General features: G+C 74.1%; 8 protein-coding genes and 1 pseudogene. 3 read left to right on the top strand and 6 right to left on the bottom strand.

Translation table 11 applies throughout. The annotated features are described in order from the left end of the window. Positions 1 to 87 precede the first annotated feature (87 nt). Together ACGFIZ_RS25185 and tmk are read right to left on the bottom strand one after the other, a co-directional pair. On the bottom strand, positions 88 to 1377 hold the full coding sequence (locus ACGFIZ_RS25185; RefSeq protein WP_393423076.1) for a DNA polymerase III subunit delta': 1290 nt from the start codon (positions 1375 to 1377) through the stop codon (positions 88 to 90). Continuing rightward, a complete protein-coding gene (gene tmk / locus ACGFIZ_RS25190) occupies positions 1377 to 3440 on the bottom strand; it encodes a dTMP kinase (RefSeq protein WP_393423180.1) in 2064 nt (687 codons plus the stop codon). The genes ACGFIZ_RS25185 and tmk overlap by 1 nt, the downstream gene beginning before the upstream one ends. Before the next feature lie 330 nt (positions 3441 to 3770). On the opposite strand from tmk, the gene ACGFIZ_RS25195 reads away from it, so the two are divergent. Then, positions 3771 to 4979, top strand: a complete 1209-nt coding sequence (locus tag ACGFIZ_RS25195; RefSeq protein ID WP_393423078.1) for an alanine racemase — start codon at positions 3771 to 3773, stop codon at positions 4977 to 4979. 97 nt (positions 4980 to 5076) lie between these two features. Here the strand turns inward: ACGFIZ_RS25195 and ACGFIZ_RS25200 are convergent, their stop codons facing one another. Next, entirely contained in the window at positions 5077 to 5646 is a 570-nt protein-coding gene (locus tag ACGFIZ_RS25200) for a TetR family transcriptional regulator (protein WP_393423182.1), read from the bottom strand. Positions 5647 to 5871: 225 nt separating this feature from the next. On the opposite strand from ACGFIZ_RS25200, the gene ACGFIZ_RS25205 reads away from it, so the two are divergent. After that, positions 5872 to 7185 carry a D-arabinono-1,4-lactone oxidase gene (locus ACGFIZ_RS25205; protein ID WP_393423080.1) on the top strand — a complete coding sequence of 438 codons (1314 nt, stop codon included), beginning with the start codon at positions 5872 to 5874 and terminating at the stop codon, positions 7183 to 7185. Positions 7186 to 7322: 137 nt separating this feature from the next. After that, a pseudogene (locus tag ACGFIZ_RS25210) lies at positions 7323 to 7625 on the top strand (hypothetical protein); the annotation flags it as partial. Between the two features lie 231 nt (positions 7626 to 7856). On the opposite strand, the gene topA reads toward ACGFIZ_RS25210, so the two are convergent. The 3 genes from topA to ACGFIZ_RS25225 form a co-directional block, all read right to left on the bottom strand. Then, positions 7857 to 10670, bottom strand: coding sequence for a type I DNA topoisomerase (topA, locus tag ACGFIZ_RS25215; protein ID WP_393423082.1), 2814 nt, complete (start codon positions 10668 to 10670; stop codon positions 7857 to 7859). Between the two features lie 443 nt (positions 10671 to 11113). Continuing rightward, positions 11114 to 11932, bottom strand: coding sequence for a hypothetical protein (locus tag ACGFIZ_RS25220; RefSeq protein ID WP_393423084.1), 819 nt, complete (start codon positions 11930 to 11932; stop codon positions 11114 to 11116). Beyond that, complete coding sequence (locus ACGFIZ_RS25225) at positions 11923 to 12465, bottom strand: hypothetical protein (protein WP_347666708.1); 543 nt, start codon at positions 12463 to 12465, stop codon at positions 11923 to 11925. Before ACGFIZ_RS25225 ends, ACGFIZ_RS25220 begins: the two co-directional genes overlap by 10 nt. Between the last annotated feature and the right edge of the window lie 178 nt (positions 12466 to 12643).

Consider the following 12643-nt stretch of genomic DNA (forward strand, 5'->3'; position numbering starts at 1 on the left):
GTGCCACGACCGTCACGCGGCATGCCAATGGACCGTACCGCACACCAATCGCGCGTGTCGATGCCCTGTGGACGACGCGGGAGGCCGTCAACCCTTCCAGAGGGTGAGCATCATCGCCTCCACCGCGATCCGCTGCTTGACGTTCGCCTCGATGGCGGCCCGACACTCCAGTACGGCCTCCAGCCGGCGCAGCGCCCCCTCGGCGTGCCACTTCCGCGCCCCCGCCTCGGCCAGCGCGGCGGTGTCGGCGTGCACCGGGGCGACCGGCGCGCCCAGCGCCGCGGTGACGGCGTCCCGGTAGAAGCCGGCCAGGTCGACCAGGGCCCGGTCGAGGGCGTCGCGCTGGGCCCGGGTGGCCCGCGACTTCTGCCGCTTCTCCAGGTCCTTGAGCTGGCCGGCGGCCCCACGCATCGCGCCGGCCGCCCCCCGGCCGGTGCCGCCCGCGCCGAGCGCGGTCTGCAACGCGGCCCGCTCGGCCTCGTCGATCTCTGCGACCGACGCCGCGGCCTCCGCCTCGGCCGCCTCGATCAGCGCGGACGCCGCGTCGAAGGCCGCGCCCACGCCGGTCAGCCGGCGCGGCACCGCGAGCACCGCGTCCCGGCGCTGGCGGGCCTCCGGGTCGCGGGCGAGCCGCCGGGCCCAGCCCACGTGGCCCTGCGCGGCCGCCGCCGCCCACGCCGCCACGTCGGGGGCGACGCCGTCGCGGCGCGCCAGCACCTCGGCCACGGCGGCGGCCGGGGGCTGCCGCAGCGGTACGACCCGGCACCGCGACCGGATGGTCACCGAGATGTCGTCGGGGTGGGTGGACGGGGCGCAGAGCAGGAAGACCGTCCGCGGCGGCGGCTCCTCGACCGCCTTGAGCAGCGCGTTGCCGGCCGCCTCGGTGAGCCGGTCGGCGTCCTCGATGATCACCACCTGCCACCGGCCGCCGGACGGGGTGCTGGCCGCCCGGAGCACCAGGGCGCGCATCTCCCCGACCCCGATGGACAGCCCCTCGGGTACCACCAGCCGGACGTCGGCGTGGGTGCCGGCCAGCGTGGTGTGGCAGCCCGGGCACTCGCCGCAGCCGGTGCCGCGTACGCACTGCAGGGCGGCGGCGAACGCGCGGGCGGCGACCGACCGGCCCGAGCCGGGCGGCCCGGTGAAGATCCAGGCGTGGGTCATCCCGGCGCCCGGGTCGACGGGGTTCCCGGCGTCCTCGGCCTCGGCCTCAACCTCGGCGGCGAGGGCGTCGAGGTCGTCGTCGACCGGGCCGGCCGTGGCCGCCGCGTGGACGGCGGCGGCGTGGCGCAGCACGGCCGCGGCCGACGCGGCGGCCCGGCGCAGCGTGTCGACCGCGTCGTCCTGCCCGACCAGGTCGGCGAAGACGTCCGGCATCAGGTCCGGCGCTCCATCGTCACCAGCTCCGCGTCGGATAACTCCGGCTGCACCGAGGTGTCCGGCCCCTGCGCGGGACGGGGGTGGACGATCTTGGCCGGGTCGACCAGGAACGCCTCCACCCGGCGGGCGACCAGCCCGGCGATCTCGTCGACCGGCTTGGCCGCGTCGAGCACCAGGTAGCGCTTCGGGTCGTTGGCGGCGAGGTCGAGGAAGGCGTACCGGACCCGCTCGTGGAAGGCGACGGACTCGGCCTCCAGCCGGTCGGCGTCCGCGCTGCGGGCGGCGACCCGGGACAGGCCGGTGCGCGGGTCGACGTCCAGCAGCACGACCAGGTCGGGCTTGAGGCCGCCCGTGGCCCAGGAGGAGAGCCAGGAGACCTCGTCGACCGGCAGGGTCCGCCCGGCCCCCTGGTACGCCAGCGAGGAGTCCACGTACCGGTCGCTGATCACCACCGCGCCGCGGACCAGCGCGGGCCGGACCACGGTCGCGACGTGGTGCGCCCGGTCGGCCGCGTAGAGCAGCGCCTCGGCGCGCGGGGAGGGGGGCTCGGCGCCGGACCTGTCGAGCAGGAGGGAGCGGATCCGCTCGCCGATCGGGGTGGCCCCCGGCTCGCGGGTCACCACCACCTCGCGGCCCTGCCCGCGCAGCCGCTCGGCGAGCAGGACGAGCTGGGTGGACTTGCCGGCGCCCTCACCGCCCTCGAAGACCACGAAGAGCCCGTTGGGGACGAACTGCTCGGCCGGCATCAGCGGGCGGCCCCGGACCGACCCCCACAGGTCGGCCAGGACCGGCACGCCCTTCTTGTCGTCCATCTGGCCGAAGGCGCTGATCCCGGCGAAGATGCCGGCGACGCCCGCGGCGAGCAGCAGCAGCCGGGTGGAGGAGACGGAGATGCCCAGGTCGGCGACGGTCAGCCGGCGCGAGCCGCCGACGCCGACCAGCAGGCTGCTCAGCGCGATGGCCAGGATCAGCACCAACCGGGTGCCGATCTGCACCACGGCGAAGACCCGGCCGCGCACCTCGTCGGCGACCTCGCCGCCGAGCAGGGTGGTGCCGGCGAGGAAGGCCATCCCGGCGCCCGCGCCGACCAGGACCGCGCCGAGCATCGCCATCGACAGGTGGATGGCGAACGCGAGCACCAGCACGGACGCGCTGGCCAGCACGATGCTCGCGCCGAACCAGCGCCGCCGGGACATGTCCCGGACGATCATCGGGCCGAGCCCGATGCCGAGCGCCAGGCCGACGAAGATCGCGCCGAAGAGCAGGTAGAACGCGGCGTCGCCGGCGCCGAGCGAGGCGGCGAAGAACTTCGCCGTGCCGATCACGATGCCGCCGCCGGCGAAGGCGCCGAAGATGCCGAGCACCAGGCCGCGGACCAGCGGGGTCTGGCTGATGTACCGCCAGCCCTCGGTGAACTGGCGCGTCATCCCCTGCTCGGCGCGTTCCCCCGCGCCCCGCCCCGTCCGGCTGATCTCCTTGATGCCGAGGGCGACCACCAGCGCGGTGGCCAGCCGGGAGAACGCGTTGAACCAGAGCGCGAGCTGGGCCGGCTCGGCCCAGGCCGGGATCTCGCCGCCGGTGGCCGCCCGGATGCTGCGGTCGAGGACCGCGAGGCCGACCGCGGCGGCGATGGGGGTGAGGCCGTACGTGGTGATGAGGGTGAGCTGGTTGGCCGCCTCCAGGCGGGCGCGCGGGATCAGGTTGGGGACCGCGGCCTCCTTGGCCGGGATCCACAGCAGGGTGATCGTCTCGATCAGGAAGGTGGCGACCGCCGCCCAGCCGACGACCAGCCCACCGCCGGCGTTGGTGAGGGCGAACAGCGGGATGGAGGCGAAGAGCACGAAGCGCAGCACGTCGCAGATGACCATCGTCCAGCGCCGGTCGAACCGGTCGGCGAGGACGCCGGCCACCGGGCCGAGCAGCAGCGCGGGCAGCAGCCGGATGGCGATCAGTGTGCCGAAGGCGGCGCCCTTGGCGGTGTTGCCCTGCACCTGGGACGCGGCGAAGACCGACGTGGCGAGCAGGCCCAGCCAGTCGCCGAAGGAGGCGGCGCCGAGCACGATCCACAGCCGGCGGAACGGCCGGATGCGCAGCACGGAACGGATCGCGGCGGCCCCGGAGCGGTCGGCCGCGGCGGCGCCCGGGGCGGCCGGCTGACTCGCGGACGACGACACGCCGGGCGACTCGCCGTTGTTCTGGCTTTCGATGGCCGTACCTCCACGTGCCGGCCCAACGTTGGGCAGTCCCGGTGCAACACTCTAGTCCCCGGGCGGGGAACGCCCCGTCCGCGACATTGCCTGCTCGCCGAGCCTAGGCCGCCGGCGCCCCCGCCGGCAGCCGGCGTACGCGAGGGTGTTTCGCATCAATCGTCCGACAGTTAGCGTGCACACGTGACCACGGAACGCGACCGACTGCGCGAACGCCTGGATCGGGCGACCGCCCACCTCGACCCGCCGTACGCGGTGGTCGACCTGGCGGCGTTCGACGCCAACGCGGCGGCGCTGCCCGCGCGCGCCGGCGGCAAGCCGCTGCGGGTGGCCAGCAAGTCCGTCCGGGTTCGCGAGTTGCTCCGCCGGGTGCTGAGCCGGCCCGGCTGGCGGGGGGTGATGGCGTTCACCCTGCCCGAGGCGATCTGGCTGGCCCGTTCCGGCGTGAGCGACGACGTGCTGGTGGCGTACCCGACGGCCGACCGGCGGGCGCTCGCCGAGCTGGCCACCGACGAGACGCTCGCCCGCGCCGTCACCCTGATGGTCGACGACACCGAGCAGCTCGACCTGGTAGACGCGGTGCGCCCGCCGGACCGCCGGCCCGAGCTGCGGCTCTGCCTCGACCTGGACGCCTCCTGGCGGCCGCTGGGCGGGCGGGTGCACGTCGGGGTCCGCCGCTCGCCGGTGCACAGCGCCCGGGCGGCGGGCGCGTTCGCCGCCGCCGTCGCGGCCCGGCCCGGCTTCCGGCTGGTCGGCCTCATGTCGTACGAGGCGCAGATCGCCGGGCTGGGCGACGCGCCGCCCGGCCGGGCGGCGCTGGCCACCGCGATCCGGCTCGTCCAGCGCGGCTCGTACCGCGAGCTGCTGGCCCGGCGCGGCGCGGCGGCAGCGGCGGTACGCGAGCACGCCGACCTCGAGTTCGTCAACGGCGGCGGGACCGGCAGCGTGGCGGCGACCAGCGCCGATCCCGCGGTCACCGAGGTCACCGCGGGATCGGGCCTGTACGGGCCGAAGCTGTTCGACGCGTACCGCGCCTGGCGCCCCACCCCGGCGGCGTTCTTCGCCTGCGCGGTGGTCCGCCGCCCGGCGCGCGGGCTGGCCACGGTGCTCGGCGGCGGCTGGATCGCCTCCGGTCAGGCCGGCGGGACCCGGCTGCCCGTGCCCTGGCTGCCCGCCGGGCTGCGGCTGCTCGGCGCGGAGGGGGCGGGCGAGGTGCAGACCCCGCTGGCCGGCGCGGCGGCGGCCGGCCTGCGGGTCGGCGACCGGGTCTGGTTCCGGCACGCGAAGGCCGGCGAGCTGTGCGAACACGTCAACGAGCTGCACCTGGTCGAGGAGGACCGGGTGGTGGCCAGCGTCCCGACCTACCGGGGCGAGGGGCACGCCTTCCTGTAGGCGTCACCCACCGTCGCGTCACCCGACGCGGGCCCGCGTGGTCGTGGCGCGCGTGGCGGCCCGGTCGGTTCGCGGAGGCGGGCCGCCCTCGCGCGGCTCAGGAGGCGCTGTCGGCTTGGGCTTCGACGTACCGGTGCAGGTACTCGCGGATGAGCGCCTTGGCCTCGGCGAGCACCTCCTCGTCGCCCTCGGGCTTACGACGGAAGGCCAGCTTGATCAGCGCGTCGGCCGCCTCGACGGCGACCTCCAGGCAGAACCGTAGGCGCGGCTCGTCGAGCATGCCGAACCGCTCGGTGAGCACCCGGGCCAACTGGTCGGCGATCACGCCGTTGTTGTCCCGCTGCTCATCCAGCAGGTGCAGGTCGACCACGTCGCCGAAGTGCAGGGTGCGGAAGCCCGGGACGGTGCGGTGCATGGTGATGTACTCGTCGATTCCCGCGTCGACCCCGTCCCACCAGTGGGTCAGGTCGTTCGAGGAGAAGCGCTCGTCGAGCCGCTGGAGGTAGGACTCCATGGTGCGCAGGGTCAGGGCCTGCACGATCGCCCGCTTGTCCGGAAAGAACTGGTAGACCGACCCGATCGCCACCCCGGCACGCTCGGCGAGCAGGGTCGTGGTCAGCCCCTCGTACCCCACCTCGTCGACGAGTTCGGCGCAGGCGTCCAGCATCCGCTGGACCCGTGCGACGCTTCGACCCTGGACCGGTACCCGGCGCAGCGGCCCGGTCGTGGCGGCTGGTGTGGACACTCGGCGCCACCCCCCTTCGACGGATGAACATATCTGCACGTCACGAATGTGTGACTACCGGTACAACGAGCGGACCTCGATTGCGGTATTTACCAGGCACAACGTTCCTGATAGGAAGTCAGCTCACGTTGATGTCGAGGAGCGCGCATGGCCAGCACCCGACCCCTCGCCGCCTGGACCAACTGGGCCGGCAACCAGCGCAGCACCGCAACCGAGGTCCTCCGCCCGCGGAGCGTCGCCGACGTCGCCGACGCCGTCCACGCCGCCGCCTCGGCCGGGGAACGGATCCGGCCGGTCGGCAGCGGCCACTCCTTCAGCCCCGTCGCCCGCAGCCAGGGCCGGCGCATGGAACTCGCCGGGCTGGACGTCGGCGTCCGGGTCGACCGCGAGCGGCGCCTGGTCACCGTACCGGCCGGGATGCCCCTGCACCGGCTCAACGACCTGCTCGCCGCGAACGGCCTGGCCATGCCCAACCTCGGGGACATCGACGCGCAGACCGTCGCCGGGGCGATCTCCACGGGCACCCACGGCACCGGGGCCACGCTCGGCTGCCTGTCCACGTTCGTCGCGGCGCTGACCCTGGTCACCGGCACCGGTGAGGTGCTGCGGTGCTCCGCCGACGAGCACCCGGACGTCTTCGCCGCCGCCCGGGTCTCGCTCGGCGCCCTCGGGGTGCTGACCGACGTGACCCTGCAGTGCGTGGACGCGTTCGGGCTGCGCGCGCACGAGCGCCCCGCCCTGCTGGACGCCGTCCTCGCCGACCTGCCGGACCTGGTCGCCGCCCACGAGCACTTCGAGTTCTTCTGGTTCCCGTACACGCCCCGGGTCCAGGTCAAGACCAACGACCGGGCGCCGGTCGACGAGCGGCCGCTGCCGCGGTGGCGCGGCTGGCTCGACGACGAGTTCCTGGCCAACACCTTCTTCGGCGGCGTCTGCCGGGTCGGCCGGGCCGTACCCGCCCTGGTGCCCACGATCAGCGGCGTCGCCTCCCGGGTGCTCACCGAGCGCAGCTACACCGCCCGGTCCGACCGGGTCTTCTGCACCCCGCGCCGGGTCCGCTTCGTGGAGATGGAGTACGCGCTGCCGCGCGAAGCCCTGCCCGAGGCGCTGGACGCGCTGCGCCGGATCGTCGACGGGCTCCCGGTCAAGGTCGGGTTCCCGGTCGAGGTGCGCTTCACCGCCCCCGACGACATCTGGCTGTCCCACGGGTACGGGCGCGAGTCCGCGTACGTCGCCCTGCACCAGTACGCGGGCATGCCGTACGAGCCGTACTTCCGGGCGTTCGAGCGGGTGGCGGCGGGCCTCGGCGGCCGGCCCCACTGGGGCAAGGTCCACTGGCGCGACGCGGAGTCGCTGGCATCGGCGTACCCGAGGTTCGCCGACTTCCAGGCGATCCGCGACCGCCTGGACCCGAACCGGATCTTCGCGACGGACCACCTGAACAAGATTCTCGGCCCCTGACTTGGATGATCCCGCCATGTCGGTGACATTGGGGTGTCCAGCGTGCGGGATGCCGCCATGTCGGCGGCATGGAGTGGATCAACTGCCCCAGGCGCACTGATTCGCCTCGGATGTCCGGTTCGGTGGCGTGACCGGGTATGACCACCAGCCTGCAGGAGTCGAAGCTGGAGAACCTGGGCCACCTGGGCGACGCCAACGACCATGACTCGCTGGGTCTGTTCCAGCAGCGGCCGTCCTCGGGTTGGGGCACCCCGGAGCAGATCACCGACCCCGAGTACTCCACCACCGCATTCCTCAAGGGCCTCAAGCAGGTCGACGGGTGGCAGGACATGCCCCTGACCCAGGCCGCGCAGACCGTGCAGGTCTCGGCGTACCCAGACGCGTACGCGCAGTGGGAGCAGCAGGCCGCCGACCTCGTCGCCCAGCACTGGAACAGCTGACCCACACACAAACGAACAGCCGCCGGCCGGCACCCCAGACCACGGGGTGCCGGCCGGCGGCGTGTGGTTCAAACCTGGGGCGAGCCGGTCGTGGTTTCGTCAAGGCAGACAGTCCGGCGCGACGCGGCCGGCCGCCGCCGCTACGTCGACGTCCGGCTGGCCGGGTATCCAATCTTGGTACGGTTCCGCCCCCGGAGGGACCGATCCGTACCAAGATTCGCTGTAGCGCCGCTACTCGCTGGCCCGGGCAGCCTTCTTCGGCGCCGATTTGGTCGCCTTCGTCGCGGCCGCCTTCGTCGCAGTGGACTTCGCGGCCGTGGACTTCGCGGCGGTCGTCTTCTTCGCCGCCGTCGTCTTCTTGGCCGCCGCCTTCTTCGCCGTCGCCTTCTTCCGCGGGGCCGGCCCCTTCGCGCGCTTCTCGGCGAGCATCTCGGAAGCCTCCTCGATGCTCAGCGCCTCCGGCGTCTGCCCCCGGCGCAGCGACGCGTTGGTCTCCCCGTCGGTCACGTACGGGCCGAACCGGCCGTCCTTGATCACCAAGGGCTGATGGGTCAGCGGGTCGACGCCCAACTCCCGCAACGGCGGCGCGGCGGCCCGCCGCTGGCGGGTCTTCGGGGCGGCCAGCAGGGCCAGCGCCTCGTCCAGCGTGACGGTGAACATCTTCTCTTCCGAGTCCAGCGACCGGAACTCGTCACCGCGCTTGACGTACGGGCCGTACCGGCCGTTGTTCGCGAAGATCTCGACGCCGTCCGGGGCCACCCCGACCAGCCGGGGCAGGCTGAGCAGCCGCAGCGCCTGGTCCAGGGTGAGCGTGTCCGGCGACTGCGAGCGCAGCAGCGAGGACTTCCGCTCGCCGCTGGCCACGTACGGGCCGAACCGGCCGGACTTGAGCACGATCGGCTCTCCCGTCGCCGGGTCGTCGCCGAGCTTGCGCTCGCCGCCCCCGCCGAGGAACAGCTCGTGCACCTTCTCCGGGGTCAGCTCGTCCGGAGCCAGCCCCTCGGGGATCGGCGCCCGGTCGCCGGGGGTGCCGCCCTCCTCGCCCTCGGCGTGCGCCGCCGGCTCCTCGCCGGGCACGCTCCGCTGGAGGTACGGCCCGTAGCGCCCGACCCGGACGACGACCTCACGCCCGTCGGAGTCGGTGAACAGCGGGATCGAGTTGACGCTGCGCGCGTCGATCTCGCTGAGGTTCTCGGTGACCAGCTTCTTCAGCCCCCCGGAGCGGGCGATGTCCTGGTCGCCGGCGCCGTTGGTGCTGCCGAAGTAGAACGCGGTGAGGAAGTCGACGGCGGCGTGGCCGCCCCCAGCGATCTCGTCCAGCTCGTTCTCCATGCTGGCCGTGAAATTGTAGTCGACCAGCCGCGGGTAGTGCCGCTCCAGCAGGCCGATCACCGCGAACGCCAGGAAGGACGGGATCAGCGCCTGGCCGCGCTTGGAGACGTACCCGCGGTCCTGGATGGTCTGCATGATCGACGCGTACGTGGACGGGCGGCCGATGCCCAGCTCCTCCAGGGCCTTGACCAGCGACGCCTCGGTGTACCGCGACGGCGGCTGGGTGTGGTGGCCCTGCGCGGCCAGCTCGTCGGCGGTCAGCGGCTGGTCCTTGACCAGGTTGGGCAGCCGGCGCTCGGCGTCCTCGGCCTCGGCGTTCTCGTCGTCACTGGACTCGACGTACGCGCGCAGGAAGCCCGGGTCGGTGATCGTCTTGCCGGTCGCGCCGAAGTCGGCCTCCTCGCCCGAGGAGGAGACCGCGCGGATGCGCACCGAGACGCTGGAGCCGACCGCGTCGGTCATCTGTGAGGCGATGGTCCGCCGCCAGATCAGCTCGTAGAGCCGGTACTCCTCCTCGGACAGCTCCTTGGCCACCTCACCCGGGGTGCGGAAGTTGTCCCCCGCCGGCCGGATCGCCTCGTGCGCCTCCTGGGCGTTCTTCACCTTGCCGGTGTAGCGGCGCGGCTCCGGCGGCACGCTGCGCTCGCCGTACAGCTCGACGATCTGCCGGCGGGCCGCCGCGATGGCGGTCTCCGACAGGTTCACCGAGTCGGTACGCATGTAGGTGATGTAGCCGTTCTCGTACAGCCGCTGCGCGGTGCGCATCGTCTGCTGCGACGAGAGCCGCAGCTTGCGGGCCGCCTCCTGCTGGAGGGTGGAGGTGATGAACGGCGCGTACGGGCGCCGGCGGTAGGGCTTCTCCTCGACCCGGGTGACGGCGAACGGCCGCCCCTGCAACCGGGCGGCGAGGCCGCGCGCCCCGCCCTCGTCGAGGTGCACCACCCCGGCGCCGGCCTTCACCCGGCCCGTGGTCGGCTCGAAGTCCTTGCCGGTGGCGATCCGGTCGCCGTTCAGGGCCACCAGGGTGGCGTTGAAGCTGCGCGGCCCCTCGCCCGGGTTCCGCACGGACAGCGTGGCCAGGATGTCCCAGTACTCGGCGGTGCGGAACGCCATCCGCTGGCGCTCCCGCTCGACCACGATCCGGGTCGCCACGGACTGCACCCGGCCCGCCGACAGCTTCGGCATGACCTTCTTCCACAGCACCGGGGAGACCTCGTAGCCGTAGAGCCGGTCGAGGATGCGCCGGGCCTCCTGGGCGTCGACCAGGTCCCGGTCGATCTCCCGCGGGTTGGCCACCGCCGCCTGGATCGCCGGCTTGGTGATCTCGTGGAAGACCATCCGCTTGACCGGCACCTTGGGCTTCAACGTCTCGACCAGGTGCCAGGCGATCGCCTCGCCCTCGCGGTCCTCGTCCGTGGCGAGGAGGATCTCGTCGACCTCCTTGGCCAGCTTCGTCAGCTTGCTGATCTGCTGCTTACGGTCGGGCGAGACCACGTAGAGGGCGTGGAAGCCGTTGTCGACGTCCACCCCGAGCCGGGCCCACGGCTCGCCCTTGTACTTGGCGGGCACGTCGGCGGCGTTGCGCGGCAGGTCGCGGACGTGCCCGAAGCTGGCCTCCACGACGTATCCCGGGCCGAGGTAGCCCGAGATCGTCTTGGCCTTCGCCGGTGACTCGACGATGACCAGACGGGTGGTCCTGGGGTTGCTCGGCACGTCTCCTGCGACCTCACTCCTGCTCGTGGCCGGCCGGTTCCGGGCGCGGACCACCCTCGGTCCGCCGGAACCGCCGGCGGTCCGGATGTCCAACGTAACGCGCCGCCCGCGTTTCGGGTTTCGCGGGCGGCAAACCACCCAAGTGCGACGCCCACCCCACGCCGCACCGGTGATGGTCTTGCCGGACGGCGCCACCGTACACCGTGGGTAGGGTCTCAAGCAGGCCACCGTGACGATGCCGTCCCCTCGACCGATGGTCGACCGGCCCGATTCTCGACGGAAACCGACCGCCCGAGTGTCCCGCATCGGACAGCCGGAGCCAGGTCGGCCGCCGAGCGGCCCGCCGCCGACGGGGGCGTGCGGCCAGCGCCGCGCCGGTCGGGCGCATCGGTCAGGCACGCCGGGGAGGCAGGCCGGTCAGGCGCGCCGGGGAGCCGAACCGGTCAGGCACGGGTGGGCCAGTCCGCCGGGGGCGCGGCGGGTGGGCGGTCGCCGATGAGGTCGGCGAGGCGGGCCAGCCGGCGGCGGCCGGTGATCCGGTACGCGGGGCCGCGCTCGTCGGAGTCGAGCAGGACCGCCGGCAGGCCGACGGCGGCCAGCGCGACGCCGACCGGCTCCCAGCAGGCCTCGTCGGCCGCGCCGAGGCGGAGCAGGAACCCGGGCGGGTCGGCCGCCCCGGCGGCGGCCAGCCAGAGCCGCAGCCGCCGCCCGTTGAGGTGGAACCCGGCGGGTGGCCGCTTCACCGGCCCGCCGCCGCCCGGCCCACCGCCGGCCGGTTCGGCGACAGGCGGCCCGCCGCCCGGTTCGGCGACAGGCGGCCCGCCGCCCGGTTCGGCGACAGGCGGCCCGCCGCCCGGTTCGGCGCCGCCCGGTTCGGCGACAGGCGGTTCGGCGCCGGCCGGTTCGACGACGGTCGGTTTGGCGACGGCCGGTTCGGTGCTGGCGGCGTGCGGGCTCAGCCAGGCCAGCGCCAGTGGGGCCAGGGTGCTGGCGTACGAGGTGCGGACCACGTGCCGCTGGTCCGCCGTGGCCTCCCACGTCGCGGCCAGGCCACGCCGGGCCAGTTCGGCGACGAGCACATGCACCCGCCACCCGGCGTCCACCGCGACCGTCAGCCGCGCGGTGCCGCCCATCCGGACCACCTCCCCGGGGCCGGCGAGCAGGCCGGCCAGGTCGGCGACGGACGGGTCCGCCGCCTCGGCCCCGAACAGCGACAACTGCCGGACCGGGTCGGGAAGCCTGTCGGGGGGCGTCAGCGGCACTCCGGGACCTCGTCGAAGGCCTGCTTGAGTTCTTCGGAGCTGAGCCGGCTGGTGTCCAGGGCGCTGGCGTCGTACTCCTTGTTGAGGGTCTCCACGGCGGCGCGCACGCCGTCGTAGAAGGCGCCGGGCTCGCGGATGCTCAGCCCGCTGATGGTGGCCCGCGCCCGCCCGTACGCGTCGCGGACCTTGCCGAGCGACGTCTGGAAGCCCTGGGAGATCTCCTCGCCGCGGTCGGTCTCGGGAATCCCCGCCTCGTCGACCTTGCGCCGGGCCGTCTCGCTTGCCTGCTCCGCCCCGGCGAAGAGCCGCACCAGGTTCTCCTTCGCCTGCGCGGGCGTGGTCTGCGCGGTCATCTGCTGCTGGGTGCTGCTGGTCAGCTTGTTGATCTCGGCCCGCCAGGGGGTGAGCGCCTCGCAGACCGACGCCGCCCAGGCCCGCGGGCTGGGGCCGCCGCCGCAGCCGGCCAGCGTGAGGACGAGCGTCGCGAGAACCACCGTGAGTCTTCCGGCGGTCGCCGCCCGGCACGTGCGCATGCGATGCAGCGTACGGCCTTTGTGCGGATGCGCCACCGGTCGGTTTGCCGGCTCCCGGTCCGCCGGCCGCCACGACGGCGGCCCTCCGGCCCATGAGCTGGGGTTCCGCCGGCACCGGCGGGGGCCAGGCGCGCGGCGGGCTCCCGGCCGGCGTCGCGCGCCGACCGGGAGCCCGCTG

Origin of the sequence: Micromonospora sp. NPDC048830 (genome assembly GCF_043198215.1) — a bacterium.
Taxonomy (GTDB): Bacteria; Actinomycetota; Actinomycetes; order Mycobacteriales; family Micromonosporaceae; genus Micromonospora.

Excerpts from the sequence above, each read along its gene's own strand:
- ACGFIZ_RS25185 (WP_393423076.1), bottom strand. The coding sequence starts at position 1,377 with ATGCCGGACGTCTTCGCCGACCTGGTCGGGCAGGACGACGCGGTCGAC.
- ACGFIZ_RS25200 (WP_393423182.1), bottom strand. The coding sequence starts at position 5,646 with ATGCTGGACGCCTGCGCCGAACTCGTCGACGAGGTGGGGTACGAGGGG.
- ACGFIZ_RS25205 (WP_393423080.1), top strand. The coding sequence starts at position 5,872 with ATGGCCAGCACCCGACCCCTCGCCGCCTGGACCAACTGGGCCGGCAAC.
- ACGFIZ_RS25225 (WP_347666708.1), bottom strand. The coding sequence starts at position 12,465 with ATGCGCACGTGCCGGGCGGCGACCGCCGGAAGACTCACGGTGGTTCTC.